This window comes from Aeromonas sp. FDAARGOS 1418, assembly GCF_019048585.1.
In the GTDB taxonomy this organism is placed as follows: domain Bacteria; phylum Pseudomonadota; class Gammaproteobacteria; order Enterobacterales; family Aeromonadaceae; genus Aeromonas; species Aeromonas caviae.
Window position 1 is genome coordinate 661,855 of sequence record NZ_CP077387.1, and the last position, 19,275, is coordinate 681,129.

The window sequence follows — 19,275 nt, forward strand, 5'->3', positions numbered from 1 at the left end:
GCCGTCACAACCTGCTGATAAACTTGCTCGGTTGGCGCAAGGTCCCCTTGCTGTCGTCCGGCGCCGCGCCTTCCCGCTTGAGCACGAACTGGACGTCCAGAGTGGGGCGCTTCAGGTTGAAGGGATCCACCGCCAGACTCACCGGCAGGGTATAGATCTCGCCCGCCTTCAGGGTCACCTCGCGGGGTCCGAACCACTGGTACTCCGGCAGCCCTTCCACGTCCAGCCGGTAGGTCTGGGAGTTCAGGGTCTTGTTGAGGATCTTCAGGGTATAGGTGTTCTCGATGAGCCCTTCACTGTTTTCCCGGAACAGCTGGTTGCGATCCCGCAGGATGTCGAGCCCCATGGGCATGATGGACATGGCGTTATAGACGAAGACCCCCAGCATGACGACCATCACCAGGCCATAGCCAATCAGCTTGGGCCGCGCCACCTGGGTTTCACTGTGGGCCAGCTTGTGCTCGGTGGTGTAACTGATGAGCCCTTTCGGATACCCCATCCGCTCCATGGTCTGGTCGCAGGCGTCGACACAGGCGCCGCAGTTGATGCACTCGTACTGCAGACCGTCACGGATGTCGATACCGGTCGGGCAGACCTGCACGCAGAGGTCGCAGTCGATGCAGTCCCCCAGCCCCAGAGCCTTGGGATCGGCCTTGCGACCACGGGCGCCGCGGGTCTCGCCACGCTGGCTGTCATAGCCGACGATGTAGGTGTCCTTGTCGAACATGGCGGACTGGAAGCGGGCATAGGGGCACATGTGGATACACATGATGGCGCGCATCCAGCCGGCGTTGCCATAGGTGCAGGCGGCAAAGAACAGCACCCAGAAGATGACCCAGCCTCCCGCCTGCAGGGTGAAGAAATCGGGCACCAGGTGGAAGACATCCTGGAAGTAGGCGACGAAGGTCAGCCCCGTGCCCAGCGACAGCAGGATCCAGGCCAGGTGCTTGGCGCCCTTCCGGGCCAGCTTCTCGCCGCTCCAGGGCGCCGCATCCAGCTTGCGACGCTTGTTGGCGGCCCCTTCCAGCTTCTCCTCGAACCAGATGAACAGGAAGGTCCACACCGTCTGGGGACAGAGGTAGCCGCACCAGACCCGACCCAGGAAGGTGGTCACAAAGAAGAGGGCGAAGGCCGCGATCATGAAGACCCAGGCCAGCAGGGTGAGATCCTGCGGCCAGATGGTGGCACCGAAGATATGGAACTGCTGGTGCTCCAGATCGAACAGCACCGCCTGACGGCCGTCATAACGCAGCCAGGGCAGGAGGACAAAGAGCGCGACGAAGAACCAGCCCATGGCCTTGCGCACCCGCTGCCAGTAGCCGGTCTGGGAGCGGACATAGATGCGGTTGCCGGGGTTGAACCTGTCATCTCCCGCCTTGAAGGTGTTGGGATTGAAGGTCCCGGTGACGTCACCGGTCACATCCTTGATGTCGATCTTGTCCTTGTCGGCCATTGCAACACATCGCTCCACTCATATTGTTATGAAAGCGATTATATCTTAAACAACATGCTAATTGTGTGGGTTAAATGTATCTATAGTTCGAGTCCCGTCGCAATTTCAGGCAACAAAAAAGGCCCATAGCCAGTTGACTATGCGCCTTTTCACAGATTCTCTTGAAACCTTTCTCTGATGGCGATATGACGCCCGGATTACTTGATGCCGCGTGCCTTGAGCAGGGCTTCCTTGAAGTCGGGCACGTGATCCTTGGCCAGCCCCGGGATCATCGCCTGCTTGTCGGATTCCCGCATCTTGAGGTGGTAGATCAGCATGTCGTCGGTCAGTGCGGACAGCGGACCGTCAAATCCCGCCTCCTCGGCCAGTTTGGCAACAAACTGCACCAGGCTGAGATCCTGCTCCTTGATCCAGGCAGGCTGCAGCAGTTCCAGCAGCTCTTCGATACGATGACATTGCATAGACGACCTCTTTAATCTGTCTTGTGAAACTCAGGCAACCTTACCCATCAAGGCTACTTCGATACGATCCCGGCCATTATGCTTGGCCTGATAGAGCGCCGCATCCGCTTTCTGGATGAGCTCGGCAATGGAGTGATGCTGATCCGGCACCAGGGTCGCCACCCCGAAGCTGCAACTGACCCGCCCCGAGACCCGGGATTTGTGGTGGGGAATGCCGAGGGCTCGCAACGAGGTACGCACCTGCTCGGCGATCTGCATGGCCCCCTGCAAGGTGGTGCAGGGCAGCAGCAGGGCGAACTCCTCTCCGCCGTAACGGGCAGCGAGATCGTCTTCCCGCCGCAGCACTTCGGCCAGCAGGCTCGCCACCTGTTGCAGGCACTGGTCCCCCACCTGGTGACCATAGTGATCATTGAACTGCTTGAAGTAGTCCACATCCACCAGCACCAGAGAGAGAGGCGCCCTGGCACGGTGGCAGCGACGCCAGGCGCGCGCCAGGGAGTCGTCGAGATGGGCCCGGTTGGCGATGCCGGTCAGACCGTCGAGGCGGGACGTGAGCTTGAGGTGCTCGGAGACCGCCTTCAGCTCGGCCACCAGATCCGCATTGGAAAAACTGTGGTAGAGAGAGGCCACCTGATCCCGCCGCAGGCGCCGCAGCAGGGTCGGCAGAAAGACGAACAGATACCCCGCCAGCATGCAGGAGACGATACGCTCCTGGGTGTTGCCGCCACTGAGCTCGAACAACATGGCAAACCCGAGGGGCAGCACGGCCCCATAGAGGGTACGACGGCTGCCGAACAGCATGATGGCGCTGCCGGTCAGGATCAGGCTGGAGAGCATCATCATGGCGGCACGATAGGTGTCGGGCAGCTTGTCCATATAGAGCAGCACGCCCAGTGCCCAGACGATGGAGGTGATGGTCACCCCGACAAAGAGTTCGCGCTCGAGCACCGGCAGCGGAAGCTCCGCCAGCCTGGGCTGGCGCCAGCGCAAATGCCACCAGCGCCCCAGCAACAGCAACAGGACCAGACCGAGCCAGCCCAGCGACTCGCTGGCCGGCAGGTAATCGTGGAACAGCAGGCTCCAGCTGATCGCCAGCAGCCCCAGGCAAGGCAGGCTGAAGGAGGCGTGGGTATAGAGCTGGACCATGATGGCCCGCCGCACCTGATATTTCACACTCTGTGTCAACTGGGTACTCCCTGTACAAGAGCCGCACAGTTTAACACTCCCCTTTCCTGCTCAACAATCAATCGACCGCTATTAAGCTGCCACTCAGCGCGTCCCCTCCCGCACAGGCCCCGACAGACCCTTTTCTGCAGGGTCGAATGGCGCAACCCTCCCTCACCCTTTCTCCAGCTCGTCGAGGATGGGGCACTGGGGATTCGCATCTCCGTGACAGCAGCTCACCACCTCCTCGAGGGCGCTGAGCATGGCTTGCAAACCGGCGATGCGGGAGCGCAGATCGACGATTTTCTCCTGGGCCAGCTTCTTCACCTGGGCACTGGTTCTGTGCTCGTCCCGATAGAGCGCCAGCAGCTCCTGACACTCCTCCAGATTGAAGCCGGTCTCCCGCGCCCGCTTGACGAAGCGCAGCTCCCGCAGGGAGGCATCCGTATAACTGCGATACCCGTTGTCGCTGCGCACAGGCGACGAGATGAGGCCGATGCTCTCGTAGTAGCGGATGGTCTTGGCGGTCAGGCCGGTGGCCTTGGCGACCTTGCTGATGTTCATGAATGACTCCTTTGGGATTCAGATGCACGCAGGCTGCCCGCCCGGGGCTGCCAGCGCTTCAATAACAGGGAATTGCTCAAGACGGTGATGCTGCTCAGGGCCATGGCCGCCCCCGCCAGTTCCGGGCTGAGGTAACCCAGTGCCGCCAGCGGAATGCCGATGATGTTGAACACGAAGGCCCAGAACAGGTTCTGCTGGATGGTGCGCCAGGTGGCCGCCGAGATGTCGATGGCATCGGCCACCAGCCGCGGGTCAGATCGCATCAGGGTGATGGAGGCGGTCTCCATCGCCACGTCGGAGCCGGAGCCCATGGCGATACCGACATCCGCCGCCGCCAGCGCAGGAGCGTCGTTCACCCCGTCCCCCACCATGGCGACCAGCCCGCTGGTTTGCGCCCGCAGCGCCTCGACTTTTTCCACCTTGCCGGCTGGCAGCACGGAGTCAAAGGCCCCGTCCAGCCCCAGCTTGGCGGCGATATGGGCCACCGGCGCCGGCGCATCACCGCTCACCAGCCAGCTGGCGATGCCGCGCTGGCGCAGGGTGGCGATGGCATCCGGACTCTCCGGGCGCAGGGTATCGGCCAGCGCCGCAATGCCAGCCACCACGCCGTCGATGGCCACCCAGACCCGGGTCGCGCCGTCGGCAGGCTGTTTATCCTGCGCGGGCACCTCAATGCCGAGCTGGGCCAGCAAAGAGCCATTGCCGATGGCGACCGTATGACCGGCGACCTGACCGACAATACCGGCACCGACCCGCACCTCCACCGCCTCCGGCTGGGGCAGCGTAGTCTCCTTGTCGACCGCCTCGCGCATGGCCAGCGCCAGCGGGTGTTCGCTCGCCTGCTGCAAAGCGGCAGCGAGGCGCAACTGCTCGTCGTTGCCGCTCCAGCTCGCCAGCATGGGCCTGCCCTGAGTGAGCGTACCTGTCTTGTCGAAGATGAGCGCCTTGATGGCGTGGGCCTTCTGCAGGGTATCGACATCTTTGATCAGAATGCCGTGGCGCGCCGCCACCCCGGTACCGGTGACAATGGCCGCTGGTGTGGCCAGCCCCAACGAACAGGGACAGGCGATCACCAGCACGGCCACCGCCGCCAGCAGCGCCTGACCGAAGTCGTTGCTGATGGCGTACCACACCAGCAGGGTGAATAGGGCGATGGCCATCACCACCGGCACGAACACGGCGGAGACCTTGTCTACCAGCTGTTGCAGCGGCGCCTTGCCCATCTGGGCGTTCTCCACCAGTGCGATGATCTTGCTGAGGCTGGAGTCCTCCCCCACCGTAGTGGCTTCAATTTCCAGCACACCGGAGCGGTTGATGGCACCGCCCAGCACCTTGTCGCCCTCACCGCGCGGCACCGGCAGGCTCTCCCCGGTGAGGATCGACTCGTCCAGCTCGCTGGCGCCGCTCGCGATTCTGCCGTCCACCGGCACCCGCTCACCCACCAGCACCCGCAGCCGATCGCCGCGCAGCACCTCGTCGATGGCCACGCTCTGCCAGCTCTCGCCGCGCCAGACGGTGGCGGTTTCCGGCCGCAGCGCCATCAGTTCGCGAATGGCGGACTGGGTGCTGCGCCTGGCCCGTGCCTCCAGCAACTTGCCGAGGGAGATCAGGGTGATGATGATGGCGCTCGCCTCGAAATAGAGCTGGCCGCTGGCGGCCATCCCCAGGGTCAGCAGCAGATAGAGGCTGTAGAAGTAGGCCGCGCTGGTACCGGTCGCCACCAGCACATCCATGTTGGCGGAGCGGTTCTTGATGGCGAGCCAGGCACCGCGATAGAAGCGGGCCCCGATCCAGAACTGCACCGGGGTGGCGAGCACCAGCTCCAGCCAGGCAGGCAGATGCCAGGGCAGCAGACCGGCCATGGCCAGCATGCCCGCCAGCAGCGGCAGGGTCAGCAGCGCCGAGACGATGACCCGGGTTTGCGCCTGACGGGCAGTGGCGGCCTCCTGCGCTTCCCGCTCCAGCAACTGCTGGCGGCGGCCGCTGGCCGAGCCTTGTGCCAGCTGGGCGCCGAAGCCGAGGGCCTCGATCTGCTCGCGCAGGCCAGCGGGCGTCTGCATCCCGGGAACCAGCACGATACGAGCCTGCTCGATGGAGAAGTTGACGTCGGCGGAGATGACGCCGGGCAGCGCCGCCAGCATCTTGTTCAGGCGGGCCGAGCAACCGGCACAGGTCATACCGGTGATTTGAAACAGGATGGTCTCACTGCCGTAGTCATAACCCTGCGCCTGGATGCTCTCCAGTACCGCCGGCAGACGGTCGGGGCTGGTCAGCTCGATGGCCGCCTGCTCCAGCGCGAAGTTGACGGTGGCCGATACCCCGTCGAGCTTGTTGAGGGCGGTCGTGATGCGGCCGGCGCAGTTGGCGCAGCTCATGCCGCTGAGCGGCAACTGCAGATGAATGGGTGATTGAAGATGAGTGGTCATGTTGTTCCTCCCCGGAACCCGTCGGCCGAAACCCGCGCCGACGACCAAACCTTAACCTTTACTGCAAGGGCAAGCTCAAGTGAGCACACCGACTTTTTGTGAAAATAAAAACGGCGCCGTTGGGCGCCGTTGACGGGATCGGCTGCATGCCGATCTGCTCCCTTCTCCACTCGCGGGAGAAGGGCCGGGGATGAGGGGGAAACCGGGTCGTCAAATACCGTACTGGGCGCGATACGCCTTCATGGCGGCCAGTTGCGCGGCCAGCTCCGGCTGTTCGGCCTGCTTCTCTTCCAGATACTGGATCAAGTCGCTCATCTGGATGATGGCGATGATGTGGGCACCGTAGTCACGCTCCACTTCCTGAATGGCGGAGAGCTCGCCCTTGCCCTTCTCCTGACGGTCCAGCGCGATCAGCACGCCAGCCAGGGAGGCGCCGTTGGCCTGGATCAGATCCATGGATTCGCGGATGGCGGTGCCGGCAGTGATGACATCGTCCACCAGCATGATGCGCCCCTTGAGCGGGCTGCCCACCAGATTGCCACCCTCGCCGTGATCCTTGGCCTCCTTGCGGTTGAAGCACCAGGGCACGTCCACGTCGTGCTGCTCCACCAGCTGCACCGCGGTGGCTGAGGCGATGGGGATCCCCTTGTAGGCCGGGCCAAACAGCACGTCGAATTCGATGCCGGCATCCATCAGGGCGGCAGCATAGAAGCGGCCGAGACGGGCCAGATCGCGGCCGCTGTTGAACAGGCCGGCGTTGAAGAAGTAGGGGCTTTTACGACCGGATTTCAGGGTAAATTCACCGAATTTGAGGACCTGTTTCTCCAGGGCGAACTCGATAAATTGACGCTGGTAGGCTTTCATTCTGGCTCCTTGCTTGGCTTGTCGTTTACTTGTGTGGGGGTATAAAAAAACGCGGTCAATGCCGCGTTTTTAAAATCATGCAAGTGACTGCTTCTGCAGCGCAATGATGTCGGCAATACCGCCCTTGGCGAGGGCCAGCATGGCCAGCAGCTCCTCGTGGGTGAAGGGTTCGGCCTCCGCGGTGCCCTGCACCTCGATGATGCGACCATCTTCGGTCATCACCACGTTCATGTCAGTCTCGGCGGCGGAGTCTTCGATGTACTCCAGATCGCAGATGGCTTCCCCTTCATACATACCGACGGAGACGGCCGCGATCATCTGCTTGAACGGGCTCTGTTTGATCAGCCCCTTCTCCACCATCCAGTTCAGCGCATCCACCAGCGCCACACAGGCACCGGTGATGGCGGCGGTACGGGTACCTCCGTCGGCTTGCAACACGTCGCAGTCAACGGTAATGGTGTGCTCGCCCAGAGCGCTCAAGTCTACCGCCGCGCGCAGGGAGCGGGCGATCAGACGGGAGATCTCCAGGGTGCGGCCGCTCTGCTTGCCGGAGGCCGCTTCGCGGTTCATCCGGGAGTGGGTGGAGCGCGGCAGCATGCCGTACTCGGCAGTGACCCACCCCTGCCCCTTGCCTTTGAGGAAGCGCGGCACGCTGGTGTCGACGCTGGCGGTGCAGAGCACACGGGTGTGGCCGAATTCCACCAGCACGGACCCTTCAGCATGCTTGGTGAAGTGGCGGGTGATGGTTACCGGACGCACCTGGGCGGCGCTGCGATCGCTGGGACGGGACATGGGACTGACCTCTGGGCTGGCTGAATTGGCGCAGGAGTATAAGCGATCGCTACTCAAATATCAGCCGCTAAAACCACCTCGTCGGCTGACGGAGCAGGCCTGGCTGAGTATACTGGCCGCACACTTCATCAAGCCCGGAACAATCAATGATTCACAGCATGACCGCCTACGCCCGCAAGGAACTCAAGGGCGACTGGGGCACAGCCGTTTGGGAAATTCGTTCGGTCAACCAGCGCTATCTGGAGACCTACATTCGCCTGCCGGAACAACTGCGCAGCCTGGAGCCGGTTCTGCGTGAGCGCTTCCGGGCCAAGCTGCAGCGCGGCAAGGTGGAGTGCAACCTGCGCTTCGAGGCCGCCCAGGCCGCCGCCAGCCAGCTGCACATCAATGAAGAACTGGCCAAACTCATCATCGAGAGCGCCAACTGGGTGATGAAAGAGGCGGGCCAGGGTCAGCTCAATCCGGTGGACGTGCTGCGCTGGCCGGGGGTCATGGCTGCCGCCGAGCAGGACATGGACGTGGTCGCCACCGAGCTGCTGGGCGGGTTTGACCTGACCATGGAAGATTTCCTCGCTTCCCGTGCCAGCGAAGGGGCCAACCTCAAGGCCCTGATCGAGCAGCGTCTGGCCGGCATTCAGGTAGAAGTGAAGAAGGTGCGCGTGCACCTGCCGCAGATCATCGAGTGGCAGCGCCAGAAACTCACCGACCGGCTGGCCGAAGCCAAGGTGGAGCTGGATCCGGCCCGCATCGAGCAGGAGATCGTGCTGCTGGCCCAGAAGATCGACGTGGCCGAAGAGCTGGATCGTCTGGAGATGCACATCAGCGAGACCAACAAGATCATGAAGAAGGGTGGCGCCTGCGGCCGTCGCCTCGACTTCATGATGCAGGAGTTCAACCGCGAGTCGAACACGCTTGGCTCCAAGTCCATCAACGCCGAGGTGACCCAGTCCGCCGTCGAGCTGAAGGTCCTCATCGAGCAGATGCGCGAGCAGATCCAGAACATCGAGTGATCTCCCTCATCGATGCACCAGCCCCCGCCACCCGGGGGCTTTTTTATGCTCGTTTCCCGCAGCGCTCAGCCGCCTGACTGATGGCAGCCCCGAGCAAAGGGAGCCCGACATGTACCATCACGCAAAGAGGGTCTGCCATGCAGACCCTCTCCTTCTTTTCTATGCATCCCCCACCCGCGCAGGCTAGACCGGTGACTTCAGCCTTCGGCTGCGCAGCAGCAGGGGGAGCTGGTAGAGCACCAGAGCACCCAGCACCAGGCCGGCACCAGCCAGCTTGGCGGGGCCCAGGGGTTCGTCATAGAAGAGGGTGCTCAGGATAAGAGTCCAGACCGGTTCGAGCAGCATCAGCAGGGCGGCATGGGCCGTGGTCATCCGGCTCAGGGCGTGGGTGAGCAGCCAGTAACGCAGAGTGGTGGCGATCAGGACGCTGGCCGCAAACCAGCCCCAGATGCCAGTGCCGATGCTGGCGGGCCACTGCTCGGTCAGCAGGGAGAGCAGGGTGCCGAGCAGTCCGGTCACCGCCAACTGGATGCAGGTGAGCCAGGTAGGGGGAATGGACTGGGCGAAGTGGCGGTGCACCGCGAGCTGGACCCCCAGAGTGGCGGCCGCCGCCAGAAACCAGAACAGGGAGAGCGACACGCCCCAGTGGGTGCTGCTGGAGAGCAGCAGCAGACCCGCGACGGCCACGGGCAGAGTCAGCCAGTAGTGGCGCCCGGGTCTGGCCTTGAAGGCGGCCCAGGCGGCGAGCGGCGCCATCAGGGTGGCCACGCTCATGATGAAGGCGCCACTGCCGAGCGCATCGCTCTGGCTGATGGCGGTAACCCAGAACAGCAGGCTGGCCCCGAGCAAGGTGCCGCACCCGGCGGCACGCAGCAGTTGTGAGCCACTGGGGGGCGGCTCGCGCAACCAGGCGAGCGGCAACAGCAGCAGGGCGGCCAGCAGGAAGCGGCTGCCGATAAAGGCGGCGGTGGGCAGTTCGCGAATCGCCTCTTTCGAGAAGAGCCAGCCAGCGGCGGCCAGCAGGGTGACCAGTATCATCAACAGCAGGGGAGCGCGGTTCATCGGAGCATCACAGGGTCAGGGGCAAAGGGCAGAGCATAAAGGAAAGAGGCGCGGATTGTCTCCCGGGGTTTGGCAGACATGCTGGCGGGGCGGCCACCACGCCGCCCCGCCTCAGTCGTCACTTTCCAGGCTGGCGAGGCAATGGGAGAGGGTGCGCGCCAGCGCCCCCTGATTGCGCAGCACCACGGCGCGGGCCTGCTCCCCCATCTCGCGGCGGGCAGGGGCATCGCCGAGCAGGGTACTCACCCGGTGGCCGAGCGCCTCGGCGTCCGCCACCACGGCCGCGCCACCCTGGGCCACCAGCTGGCGGGTGATGTCGCTGAAGTTGAAATAGATGGGGCCGGTCAAGCAGGGTTTGCCCAGCGCCGCCGGTTCCAGCAGGTTGTGACCGCCCACGGGCACCAGGCTGCCACCGACAAAGGCGAGATCCGCCGCCGCCAGCATCAGCGGCAGCTCGCCCATGGTGTCACCCAGGTAGATCTTGTCGCTCTCGCCGACCGCACTGCCCGCCGTGCGCCGCACGCAACCGTAGGGGGCGCACAGCTCGGCCACCCGATCGAAACGCTCGGGATGGCGCGGCACCAGGATCAGCAGGGCGGAGGGATGGGCCTTGAGCACCCGATCGAAGGCGGCCAGCACCTGCTCGTCTTCCCCCTGGTGGGTACTGGCGGCGATCCAGACAGGTCGTGCCTCCCCCAGTTGCTGGCGCAGGGCACGGCCCCTGGCCTGCACCTCGTCGCCAAACTGGATGTCGAACTTGATGGAGCCGGTCACCGCCAGCCGGTTGCGCCCTATCCCCAGTCGATGGAAGCGATCCGCATCGTCCTGATGCTGGCACAGCAGGTGGGTCAGCGGGCGGCTCAGGGCATCGAAGGCACCCTGGAAGCGACCATAGCGCTGACAGGATCGCTCCGAGAGGCGGGCATTGAGGATGGTCACCGGCAGGTGGCGTGCCTCGCAGGCCGCCAGCCAGTTCGGCCACAGCTCGGTCTCCATCACCCAGAGGGCGCGGGGCTTGACGGTGCTCAGAAACGCCGAGACGGCCCAGGGGTAGTCGAGAGGCGCATAGCGATGCACCACGAGATCCCCGAGCTTGGCTGCCTGTTCGGCGCCGGTGCGGGTGGTGGTGGTGAGCAGGATGGGCAGCTCGGGGCGCTCGGCCTTGAGGGCGCGGATGAAGGGGGTGATGGCCAGGGTCTCCCCCACGCTCACCGCATGGATCCAGAGGGGAGCCTCCTGTCCGGTCGGCGGCAATCGTCCCAGATGCTCGGCCCAGCGCGCCCCGAAGCCGGGCTTGCCTTTTTTGGGCTTGTAGAGCGCCAGCAGCGCCAGGGGCAACCCCAGGTGGATCAGCAGGTTGTAGAGCAACCGGTAGATCATGCTAGCTATTACCTGGTTCAGCAGCAGAGGATTCCACCGGCTGCCGCACTATGGTCAGATCTGCCGTTTCACCACGCTCCAGCCGATTTCCCGCCTCGATGACCTGTTCCGGCATCAGCTCGATCAGGCACTTGAGGTGGCCGAACTTGCAGGTGCGCTTGAAGCAGGGGCGGCACTCGATGTCGGTGTGGACGATCTCGACCCTGTCCGCCAGCGGTGGGGTATAGAGGGGCGAGGTGGAGCCGTAGACGCCGATCAGCGGCCGGTTGAGGGCGGCCGCCACGTGCATCAGGCCCGAGTCGTTGGCGATGACCCGACCGGCCAGGGCCATCAGGTCGATCGCCTCGTGCAGGCTGGTCTTGCCCGCCAGCACGTGGCAGTTGGGGCGCGACAGGGGGTTGATCCGATCGCGGATGGTGTTGGCCACGTCCACGTCCTTGCCCGAACCGAAGATCCACACCTGCCACCCCTCGTCGAGGTGCTTTTGCGCCACCACGGCGTAGTGCCCTTCCGGCCAGCGTTTGGCCGGGCCGAACTCGGCCCCCGGACAGAGTACCAGCACGGGGCGGGCACGATTCAGGCCGAGCCGCTCCAGCGCCTTGCCCTGGTTGATGAGATCCACGTGCAGGGAGGGATGGGGAATAGCGGGAATGTCGTCCCGACTCTTCATCTGCCCCTTGGGATAGGCCAGAGCCACATAGCCTTCCACCATCAGCGGGAAGGCTTGCTTGTTGCTGCGCATGTCGTTGAGCAGGCCGAAGCGGTGCTCTCCCTTCCAGCCGGTGCGCACCGGGATCCTGGCAAACCAGGGGATGAGGGCCGACTTCATGGAGTTGGGCTGGATGATGGCCTGATCGTACTGCTCCGTGGCCAGCTGCTTGCCGAGGCGGCGGCGCGCCCCCAGCTTGAAGTCACCGTGGCCAAGCGGCATGGGGATGGCCTTGTCCACCTCGGGCATACGCTCCAGCAGCGCCACGCACCAGGCCGGCGCCATCACATGGAGCTCGCTGCCCGGGTGGTTGCTCTTGAGCGCCTTGTAGAGGCTCTGGGACATCACCATGTCGCCGACCCAGGAGGGGCCGATCACCAATATCTTCATCGCGCGTCTTCTCTCGGGACTGGCCCGGCTGTTGATCATTACTGGGCGAGATTATGCCCCAAGAAAGGCCGAAGAAATAACAGAAGATACCCGTCTGCTCCCGCAAAACGCCTCCCTGGCAGGATCTGCTCCCCCGCGCATCCCTCCTGAGGCCCTCTTCGACCCGGACACGGCGTGCCCTGGGCCACCGACTGCCGGGTAGCAGAGATCCTCCTTCCCCCGCATTCAAAAGCGGGCCCACCGGGCCCTCGGGTCATGCCCCGCGCGGGGTTTTAGGCTAGAATGGGCGCCAATCCGAGCATGACCCGCCCGCCGGGTGCCAACAAGAGTCCCTTGCCTGTGAAAAAACCGACCCTGGCGGCCGTCCTGATCGTCAAGAACGAAGCCGACAACCTGCGCGCCTGCCTCGCCTCCCTCGAAGGCCTGGCGGATGAAATCGTCATTCTCGACTCCGGCAGTCAGGATGACACCCCGGCCATCGCCGCCGAATTTGGCGCCCGCTTCTTCGTCAACACCACCTGGCCCGGTTTCGGCCGTCAGCGCCGCCTCGCCCAGTCCCATGTCCAGTCGGAATGGGTGCTGTGGCTGGACGCGGACGAGCGGCTCACCCCGGAACTCAGGGAAGCCATCCAGGGGGTCATGGCCAACCCGGCCAGCGACACCATCTACTCCATCCCGCGCCTCTCCTGGGTGTTCGGCCGCTTCATCCGCCACAGCGGCTGGTACCCGGATCGGGTGCTGCGCCTCTACCCCAAGGCGCTGACCGGCTACAACGAGGCGCTGGTACACGAGAAGGTGGAGGTGCGCGCCAACATGAAGATCGTCAACCTGCAGGGCGACCTCCTCCACTACACCTACCGGGATCTGGAACACTACCTGGTCAAATCCGCCGGCTATGCCCGCGCATGGGCCGATCAGCGCACCGCCCGCGGCAAGAAGGGATCCCTCGGCCAGGGGCTGGTCCACGCCGTCGGCTGCTTCCTCAAGATGTACCTGCTCAAGGCCGGTTTCCTCGACGGCAAGCAGGGCCTGCTGCTGGCCATCCTCTCCGCCCACTCCACCTTCGTCAAATACGCCGATCTCTGGGTTCGCCAGCAGCCCCAGCAGCCGAAATAGGGCATCGCGCCTCAAACATCGCATTAATCACTCACCCCTTGTTCCAGCGGGACAAGGGGCAAACCCTATTGCCATGGAGCGGGCGCAGCCCTCGCGGGGCCGCTCACGGCGCAAACCCGGGCGCCACGGACGAAAACTGGCCGCTATAAGCCAAATGCATGAATATTGGCAACATGACCCGACTCCGGCTTATACCGACAGGTTTCCCCTGCCCGGGGCCTGGGCAGGCCCGTCAAGGGGGCTGATGGGAGCCACGCCCGGTAGGCCGGTCTACCAGCAGGGCGCATCCCCATACAAGACAGGGCCCCGTGGGGCCCTGTCTGTATGTTCTGTGTGCGCTCTCAGCGCTCGGCGCGCCAGAAGGGCGGCGCCCAGCGGGCGATCTCTGCCGCCATGGCCTTGGGATCGAGCTGGCTCATGTCCTCCGGGTGGTCGCTGTCTTCCGGCGGGCTGAAGGGCAGATGGCGCCCCTCGCCGTTGAGCGGCCGCCAGCGCAGCGGCGTCGCCGAACGGTGTGCCGGGAAGAAACCGACGGTCGGCACGTCCATGGCCGCGGCGATGTGCAGGGGCCCAGTGCTGCCCGCCACGAACAGGGCGGCGTTGGCCATCACCTGGCAGAACTTCGGCAGCCCCTCGTCGGAGCGATAGATCCAGCCGTTGCCCCCATGGGCCAGCAGTTCCGCCGCCAACTGCTCCGCCTTCCCCTCCTCCCCCGGCCCTGCCGTCAACACGCACTGCAACTCGGGACAGGCCTGGTTGAGCTTGATGATGAGGCGCGAGTACTGCTCGATGGAGAGGTTGTTGGCCGAGCCGCCGCTGCCCGCATGCACCATCAGCCAGGGGCGGCTGGCGTCGAGCCTGAGACGGGCGGCAACCTGCTCGCGCACCTGCAGCAGGCTTTCGGGGTCGAAGCCGAGGTAGGGTCCTTGTGGCTCTACCACGGCCTGATGCTGATCGGCGAGGAAGCGGCGCACCAGATCCAGGTTGTATTCGTACTCCGGCTTCTGGGAGCGGGAGCGGCGCTGCACCAGGCGCTGGTTGTAGAGCACCTGGGCCAGCTTGGTGGCCGGGGCCAGCCGGTAGGGAATATGCGCCTTCCACACCAGCTTGGCATTGCGGGTGTTGGAGAAGAGGCAGATGGAGGCATCGAAGGCGGCCGCCTTGATGCGCGCCAGCAGGGCGCGTTGCTGCTCCTTGTCGGCCCGGGCACCCGGATCCAGGATGATCTCGTCGATCCAGGGGCAGAGGCGGGCCAAGGGCGCCGTGTAGGCGGGAACCAGGGCAGTCACATGACACTCCATGGAGCGCTTGAGCATGGCAAAGCTCGGCCACGCCAGCATGAAGTCACCAATCTTGTCATTGCGGACTACCAGAATACGTTTCATAAAAAATCCCTATGCTCCCTGTCACCAGCGAAGGAGGCTTGATGCGCGATGCGGGTATTCTTGCCTGATGCAGGGCGATTCTCAAGCGAAGACGCCACGGGGCTCCGATTTGTGCGACCCCGGCCGCCGATCAGCGCCAGAAATCCGCGCCATCCCGGTCGCGACAAACCGGCAACAGCCCCTATAATGCGACCAGTTTTCCGGTTTCAGGAATCAGCAGCATGACCAACAAGGTAATCTATCCCGGCACCTTCGATCCCATCACCAACGGCCATACCGATCTCATTGGCCGCGCCGCCAGACTGTTCGACGAGGTGGTGGTCGGGGTGGCCAACAGCCCGAGCAAACGGCCGCTGTTCGATCTCGAGGAGCGCGTTCAACTGGCCCGGCAGGTGACGGCTCACCTGCCCAACGTCAAAGTGGTGGGCTTCTCCGGTCTGCTGGTGGATTTTGCCAGGGAGCAGCAGGCCAACGTGCTGATCCGCGGCCTGCGCGCCGTCTCCGACTTCGAATACGAGTTCCAGCTCGCCAACATGAACCGTCGCCTGATGCCCACCCTGGAGAGCGTCTTCCTCACCCCGGCGGAGGAGAACTCCTTCATCTCCTCCACCCTGGTGAAGGAGGTGGCGCTGCACGGTGGCGACATCCACCAGTTCGTCGACCCCCTGGTGGCTCAGGCCATTGCCGCCAAGCAGCAGCGCTAATCCCCTCCCCTGATGGGCCGAAACGAACAAGGGCTACCCGCGGGTAGCCCTTGTTGCATCAACGCACTGCACGCCTAGCCGTGGGCAAACTGCTGGCGGATCGCCCGCTCCAGCCCGTCCAGCCACTCGTAGCGACGCCGGTACATGGCCCGCTTCTTGGCGGCCACCTCCTCCAGCGGCTTGCGCACCACGGGTTGCAGCCGCACGAAGTTGGCGTCCTGATCGAGGGCGCCAAACTCCTGCCACAGCTCGTCGTAGTCCGCCTGCAGGCAGGCTTTCTTCTTCTTGCTGTACCGTCTTGCCTGGAAGATGTGGGCCTTCATGCGCACCGCACAGACCCGGTGGGCCCCCATGGCCCCGGCCAGCGCCATCACCAGCATCACCACCAGCGACTTGGGTCTCAGACCCTGACCCGCCCGGGTCAATGCCCGCACCTGCTCCTGGGGCTGCTCGACACAGGGCTCTGGCCCCTGCACCGACCCGATCACCAGGGCCAGCTCCTGTTCGTTGCCCGCCAGGGAGAAGGCACAGCTGTAGAGTCGCTCCCCCCGCGCGTTGACGATGGAGAGCGCCAGCTCCGCCTCCCGGCGGAAGGTGCCGTCGTGACGCAGCACGATGCGCCAGCCGCCATCGGGATAATGGCCCAGCACTATCCCCTCCCCCAGATAGAGCGGGTCGATGAGCTCGGGGTACAGGCCCAGCAGCAGGCGGTAGTGATCCTCCACCATCTTGACCCGCTGGTTCACCGTCGAGCAGGCGAAGCGATAGGGGCGCATCGGCTTGTCGAGCAGCTCGGGGTGGCGGGCGGGAAGCGCCCGCAGGGGGGCGCTCTGGAACAGCTCGAACACCCGGTTCAACTGCGCACGGTAGAGCAGACTGCGCAGCAAAAACTTGCCGCGATTGAAGGTCTTGCGGGCGCTGTCTTCGGGATAGAGGAAGCGGGCCATATCGTGGGCACAATAGTGCCCCTGCCGGGATAAATGTTCCCAGTCTATTGATTTAGCTGTCATTTTATTACCTCGCAGCCTGAACTGGCGAGATAGTAGTCATGGGCTGACGCCGCTTCAACAGACTGGAAATACTCTCTTACAACTTGGCCGGTTCCGGCTCAAAAATCCCACTTTCAGCGTTGGCAGTGGGAGCAGAACACCGTGGTTCGCTGGCCCATCTTCACCTCGGTGAGCAGGGTGTGGCAGTGGAAACAGGGCTGGCCGCCACGGCCGTAAACCTGCAGCTGCTGGACGAAATAGCCCGGCTTGCCGTCGGCGCTGGTGAAATCCTTGAGGGTGGTGCCCCCCTGGCGAATGGCTTCGGCCAGCACCCGCTTGATCTCGCTCACCAGGGTGCCCAGCCGCTCGGCGCTGATGTTGCCCGCCGCCCGCCTGGGATGAATGCCGGCGGCATAGAGCGCCTCGTTGGCGTAGATGTTGCCCACCCCGACCACCACGTGGTTGTCCATCAGGAACTGCTTGATGGCGGTGCTGCGCCCCTTCGCCCGCTCCCGCAGGTAATCGGCATGGAAGGCATCGGTGAGGGGTTCCGGCCCCAGCTTGGCGAGCAGGGCATGGGCCTCGGCCGGTTCGCGGGTCCACAGCAGGGCGCCAAAACGGCGCGGATCGTTGAGCCGCAGCAGCTTGCCGTTGGCCAGCTCGATATCCACGTGATCGTGCTTCTCGGCCGGGGTGCCGATGTCCAGCACCCGCAGGCTGCCGGACATCCCGAGATGCAGGATGGCGGTGCCGAAGTCGGTCTCCAGCAACAGGTATTTGGCGCGGCGGCTGACGCGGTGGATGACGAGATCCACCAGCTCCTGGATCTCGCCGGGCACGGGCCAGCGCAGGCGGCCGTCCCGCACCACCACGCGGGTCACCTTGATGCCGGTAAGCCAGGGGGAGATGCCCTGGCGGCTGACTTCGACTTCCGGTAATTCAGGCATGGGCGATCTCTCGTTCAGGGAATGGGGCGCATCAGGTCACGGTATTGCGCCTGACTCAAGCTGAGCCAGGTCGAGGAGGGCAGCAGGGCGGCAAACTTGCCGTCGTCCTGATAGAGCCCGACTTCCACCGGATCGCTCTGTCCGGCGATCCAGATCTTGAGGGTCACCGGGGTGCCGCGCACGGGCTCGCCGGGGGGCAGCAGCCAGCCTTGCCACGCCTCGATGCGGGCCGCCAGCTGGGTGCTGCCAAGCCCCAGATCCGGCGCGCTGCGCCAGCCCTGGCCGATACGCTCTATCTGCCAGCTCGGCCCCTGCCAGGTCAGCACCACGGCACTCTCCGGCAACAGCGGACGCGCGCGTTTGGCACTGTTCTCCCGCTGGGCCTGCTCCAGTCGGTGCAACAGGGTAATGACGATCAACACGACCACGATGATCACGTTGTTCCAGCCTTTGCGGCTCAGTTTGAACATGGCTAGCCTCCCTTCGAATCGGCAGTGTACTGAATTCCAGCCATAAAAAAACCCGGCACGAGGCCGGGTTTTTGCAGCGAAACCAAGTAATTACTTGATTTTGCCTTCTTTGTAGATCACATGCTGACGAATCACGGGATCAAATTTCTTGATCTCCATTTTTTCGGGCATGGTGCGCTTGTTCTTGGTAGTGGTATAGAAGTGACCAGTACCGGCGCTGGAGTTCAGGCGAATCTTATCGCGAATACCTTTAGCCATGATCTAATTCCTTATACCTTAACGCCGCTGGCACGCAGTTCAGCCAGAACCACTTCAACGCCGCGCTTGTCGATGATACGCATGCCTTTTGCGGATACGCGCAGGCTCACGAAGCGTTTTTCACTCTCAACCCAGAAACGGTGAGTGTGCAGGTTCGGCAGGAAACGACGCTTGGTAGCGTTGTTAGCGTGCGAACGGTTGTTACCAACTGCCGGGCGCTTGCCGGTTACTTGGCATACTCTAGACATGTCAGTCTCTCCAAATCTTACTTCATTGCTCGAGCAAATATCTGCCCCGCTGGCCTTCGATTGCGGGGCAAACAGAAGGCGGCATTTTATACAGCATCCGTGATCAAAGATCAACTAATACAGTGCCAGAGCCCAGTCACAACCAACCACGCTCTGCGAAAGAAACCGTGATGCCATCACCGATCACCAGGTGATCAAGCACTCTGATATCGACCAGGGCCAGGGCGGCCAGGATCCGATCCGTGATCTGGCGGTCCGCCCGACTGGGCTCGGCCACGCCGGACGGGTGATTATGCGCCAGAATCACGGCGGCTGCATTATGTTTGAGCGCGATCTGCACGATTTCTCTGGGCCAGACGCTCGCCGAGTCGAGGGTACCGTAAAAAAGTTCGACAAACCGGATGACCCTGTGCTGGTTGTCGAGCAGCAGCAGGGCGAACACCTCCCGCCCCCGATCCCGCAACTGGGCTTGCAGAAAGTCCCGGGTAAGCCCGGGCGAGGTGAGCGCCTCTCCCCGTTGCAACTGTTCGGCCAGATGGCGCCGCCCCATCTCCAGCACCGCCTGCAACTGGGCATACTTGGCAGGTCCCAGCCCGTGAGCGCCACAAAAATCCTGCTGCTCGGCCCCCAGCAGTGCCCGCAGGGAACCAAACTGCTGTAACAACTGGCGGGAGAGATCCACCGCACTCAACCCGCTGACCCCGGTGCGCAGGAAGATGGCCAGCAGTTCGGCATCGGAGAGCGTCGCCGCCCCTCGGCGCAGCAGCTTTTCCCTCGGGCGCTCCTCTTCCGGCCACTCCTTGATGCTCATTTGTCTCTCCCTCATGGCTATTGAGAGAAAACATAGCAAAGAATCCCGCGAGCCCGACCACAACTCCCCCAT

The 19,275-nt window shown here is 63.8% G+C and carries 20 protein-coding genes; 3 read left to right on the forward strand and 17 right to left on the reverse strand.

What is annotated here, in order from left to right:
- Positions 1-4: 4 nt before the first annotated feature.
- From ccoG to rph, 7 genes are all read right to left on the reverse strand, one after another.
- A complete protein-coding gene (ccoG, locus tag I6L48_RS03180) occupies positions 5-1,453 on the reverse strand; it encodes a cytochrome c oxidase accessory protein CcoG (protein WP_010676097.1) in 1,449 nt (482 codons plus the stop codon).
- Positions 1,454-1,650: 197 nt separating this feature from the next.
- Positions 1,651-1,914, reverse strand: a complete 264-nt coding sequence (locus I6L48_RS03185) for a YihD family protein (protein WP_010676098.1) — start codon at positions 1,912-1,914, stop codon at positions 1,651-1,653.
- Positions 1,915-1,944: 30 nt separating this feature from the next.
- Entirely contained in the window at positions 1,945-3,099 is a 1,155-nt protein-coding gene (locus tag I6L48_RS03190; protein ID WP_039039690.1) for a diguanylate cyclase, read from the reverse strand.
- A 153-nt stretch (positions 3,100-3,252) separates the two neighbouring features.
- Positions 3,253-3,642: a Cu(I)-responsive transcriptional regulator gene (cueR, locus tag I6L48_RS03195; RefSeq protein WP_010676100.1), complete on the reverse strand. Its 390-nt coding sequence runs from the start codon at positions 3,640-3,642 to the stop codon at positions 3,253-3,255.
- Positions 3,639-6,068, reverse strand: a complete 2,430-nt coding sequence (locus I6L48_RS03200) for a heavy metal translocating P-type ATPase (RefSeq protein WP_113069238.1) — start codon at positions 6,066-6,068, stop codon at positions 3,639-3,641. Before I6L48_RS03200 ends, cueR begins: the two co-directional genes overlap by 4 nt.
- 210 nt (positions 6,069-6,278) lie before the next feature.
- Positions 6,279-6,932, reverse strand: a complete 654-nt coding sequence (pyrE, locus tag I6L48_RS03205; RefSeq protein WP_010676102.1) for an orotate phosphoribosyltransferase — start codon at positions 6,930-6,932, stop codon at positions 6,279-6,281.
- Between the two features lie 75 nt (positions 6,933-7,007).
- Positions 7,008-7,724: a ribonuclease PH gene (rph, locus tag I6L48_RS03210; protein ID WP_216987770.1), complete on the reverse strand. Its 717-nt coding sequence runs from the start codon at positions 7,722-7,724 to the stop codon at positions 7,008-7,010.
- Between the two features lie 146 nt (positions 7,725-7,870).
- Between rph and I6L48_RS03215 the strand changes: the two genes are divergently transcribed.
- Complete coding sequence (locus I6L48_RS03215) at positions 7,871-8,734, forward strand: YicC/YloC family endoribonuclease (RefSeq protein WP_216987771.1); 864 nt, start codon at positions 7,871-7,873, stop codon at positions 8,732-8,734.
- 183 nt (positions 8,735-8,917) lie between these two features.
- On the opposite strand, the gene I6L48_RS03220 is transcribed toward I6L48_RS03215, so the two are convergent.
- The 3 genes from I6L48_RS03220 to waaF form a co-directional block, all read right to left on the reverse strand.
- On the reverse strand, positions 8,918-9,796 hold the full coding sequence (locus tag I6L48_RS03220; RefSeq protein WP_049636086.1) for a DMT family transporter: 879 nt from the start codon (positions 9,794-9,796) through the stop codon (positions 8,918-8,920).
- A 111-nt stretch (positions 9,797-9,907) separates the two neighbouring features.
- On the reverse strand, positions 9,908-11,176 hold the full coding sequence (gene waaA, locus I6L48_RS03225) for a lipid IV(A) 3-deoxy-D-manno-octulosonic acid transferase (protein WP_216987772.1): 1,269 nt from the start codon (positions 11,174-11,176) through the stop codon (positions 9,908-9,910).
- 1 nt (position 11,177) lies between these two features.
- Entirely contained in the window at positions 11,178-12,275 is a 1,098-nt protein-coding gene (gene waaF / locus I6L48_RS03230) for a lipopolysaccharide heptosyltransferase II (protein WP_113069244.1), read from the reverse strand.
- Between the two features lie 339 nt (positions 12,276-12,614).
- On the opposite strand from waaF, the gene I6L48_RS03235 reads away from it, so the two are divergent.
- Positions 12,615-13,391: a glycosyltransferase family 2 protein gene (locus tag I6L48_RS03235; protein WP_010676108.1), complete on the forward strand. Its 777-nt coding sequence runs from the start codon at positions 12,615-12,617 to the stop codon at positions 13,389-13,391.
- A 341-nt stretch (positions 13,392-13,732) separates the two neighbouring features.
- Here the strand turns inward: I6L48_RS03235 and I6L48_RS03240 are convergent, their stop codons facing one another.
- Entirely contained in the window at positions 13,733-14,776 is a 1,044-nt protein-coding gene (locus I6L48_RS03240) for a glycosyltransferase family 9 protein (protein WP_104452097.1), read from the reverse strand.
- A gap of 221 nt (positions 14,777-14,997) precedes the next feature.
- Here I6L48_RS03240 and coaD point away from each other — a divergent pair, with 221 nt between their 5' ends.
- Entirely contained in the window at positions 14,998-15,480 is a 483-nt protein-coding gene (gene coaD / locus I6L48_RS03245; RefSeq protein ID WP_043153322.1) for a pantetheine-phosphate adenylyltransferase, read from the forward strand.
- 74 nt (positions 15,481-15,554) lie between these two features.
- On the opposite strand, the gene I6L48_RS03250 is transcribed toward coaD, so the two are convergent.
- The 6 genes from I6L48_RS03250 to radC form a co-directional block, all read right to left on the reverse strand.
- The gene (locus I6L48_RS03250; protein ID WP_043153319.1) at positions 15,555-16,427 is read right to left on the reverse strand and encodes a VirK/YbjX family protein; all 873 of its coding nucleotides are present in this window, start codon (positions 16,425-16,427) and stop codon (positions 15,555-15,557) included.
- A 176-nt stretch (positions 16,428-16,603) separates the two neighbouring features.
- Positions 16,604-17,416 carry a bifunctional DNA-formamidopyrimidine glycosylase/DNA-(apurinic or apyrimidinic site) lyase gene (mutM, locus tag I6L48_RS03255; protein ID WP_010676112.1) on the reverse strand — a complete coding sequence of 271 codons (813 nt, stop codon included), beginning with the start codon at positions 17,414-17,416 and terminating at the stop codon, positions 16,604-16,606.
- Between the two features lie 14 nt (positions 17,417-17,430).
- Positions 17,431-17,886, reverse strand: a complete 456-nt coding sequence (locus tag I6L48_RS03260; protein WP_113069246.1) for a hypothetical protein — start codon at positions 17,884-17,886, stop codon at positions 17,431-17,433.
- A 90-nt stretch (positions 17,887-17,976) separates the two neighbouring features.
- Positions 17,977-18,144, reverse strand: a complete 168-nt coding sequence (gene rpmG, locus I6L48_RS03265) for a 50S ribosomal protein L33 (protein ID WP_005323752.1) — start codon at positions 18,142-18,144, stop codon at positions 17,977-17,979.
- An 11-nt stretch (positions 18,145-18,155) separates the two neighbouring features.
- The gene (rpmB, locus tag I6L48_RS03270; protein ID WP_005307492.1) at positions 18,156-18,392 is read right to left on the reverse strand and encodes a 50S ribosomal protein L28; all 237 of its coding nucleotides are present in this window, start codon (positions 18,390-18,392) and stop codon (positions 18,156-18,158) included.
- Positions 18,393-18,528: 136 nt separating this feature from the next.
- A complete protein-coding gene (gene radC, locus I6L48_RS03275) occupies positions 18,529-19,203 on the reverse strand; it encodes a DNA repair protein RadC (RefSeq protein WP_039040991.1) in 675 nt (224 codons plus the stop codon).
- Positions 19,204-19,275: the final 72 nt, after the last annotated feature.

Excerpts from the sequence above, each read along its gene's own strand:
- waaF (WP_113069244.1), bottom strand. The coding sequence starts at position 12,275 with ATGAAGATATTGGTGATCGGCCCCTCCTGGGTCGGCGACATGGTGATG.
- rph (WP_216987770.1), bottom strand. The coding sequence starts at position 7,724 with ATGTCCCGTCCCAGCGATCGCAGCGCCGCCCAGGTGCGTCCGGTAACC.
- I6L48_RS03215 (WP_216987771.1), top strand. The coding sequence starts at position 7,871 with ATGATTCACAGCATGACCGCCTACGCCCGCAAGGAACTCAAGGGCGAC.
- I6L48_RS03200 (WP_113069238.1), bottom strand. The coding sequence starts at position 6,068 with ATGACCACTCATCTTCAATCACCCATTCATCTGCAGTTGCCGCTCAGC.
- cueR (WP_010676100.1), bottom strand. The coding sequence starts at position 3,642 with ATGAACATCAGCAAGGTCGCCAAGGCCACCGGCCTGACCGCCAAGACC.
- pyrE (WP_010676102.1), bottom strand. The coding sequence starts at position 6,932 with ATGAAAGCCTACCAGCGTCAATTTATCGAGTTCGCCCTGGAGAAACAG.
- I6L48_RS03220 (WP_049636086.1), bottom strand. The coding sequence starts at position 9,796 with ATGAACCGCGCTCCCCTGCTGTTGATGATACTGGTCACCCTGCTGGCC.
- radC (WP_039040991.1), bottom strand. The coding sequence starts at position 19,203 with ATGAGCATCAAGGAGTGGCCGGAAGAGGAGCGCCCGAGGGAAAAGCTG.
- I6L48_RS03250 (WP_043153319.1), bottom strand. The coding sequence starts at position 16,427 with ATGGCCCGCTTCCTCTATCCCGAAGACAGCGCCCGCAAGACCTTCAAT.
- I6L48_RS03260 (WP_113069246.1), bottom strand. The coding sequence starts at position 17,886 with ATGTTCAAACTGAGCCGCAAAGGCTGGAACAACGTGATCATCGTGGTC.
- waaA (WP_216987772.1), bottom strand. The coding sequence starts at position 11,176 with ATGATCTACCGGTTGCTCTACAACCTGCTGATCCACCTGGGGTTGCCC.
- I6L48_RS03240 (WP_104452097.1), bottom strand. The coding sequence starts at position 14,776 with ATGAAACGTATTCTGGTAGTCCGCAATGACAAGATTGGTGACTTCATG.
- rpmB (WP_005307492.1), bottom strand. The coding sequence starts at position 18,392 with ATGTCTAGAGTATGCCAAGTAACCGGCAAGCGCCCGGCAGTTGGTAAC.
- ccoG (WP_010676097.1), bottom strand. The coding sequence starts at position 1,453 with ATGGCCGACAAGGACAAGATCGACATCAAGGATGTGACCGGTGACGTC.
- coaD (WP_043153322.1), top strand. The coding sequence starts at position 14,998 with ATGACCAACAAGGTAATCTATCCCGGCACCTTCGATCCCATCACCAAC.
- mutM (WP_010676112.1), bottom strand. The coding sequence starts at position 17,416 with ATGCCTGAATTACCGGAAGTCGAAGTCAGCCGCCAGGGCATCTCCCCC.
- I6L48_RS03185 (WP_010676098.1), bottom strand. The coding sequence starts at position 1,914 with ATGCAATGTCATCGTATCGAAGAGCTGCTGGAACTGCTGCAGCCTGCC.
- rpmG (WP_005323752.1), bottom strand. The coding sequence starts at position 18,144 with ATGGCTAAAGGTATTCGCGATAAGATTCGCCTGAACTCCAGCGCCGGT.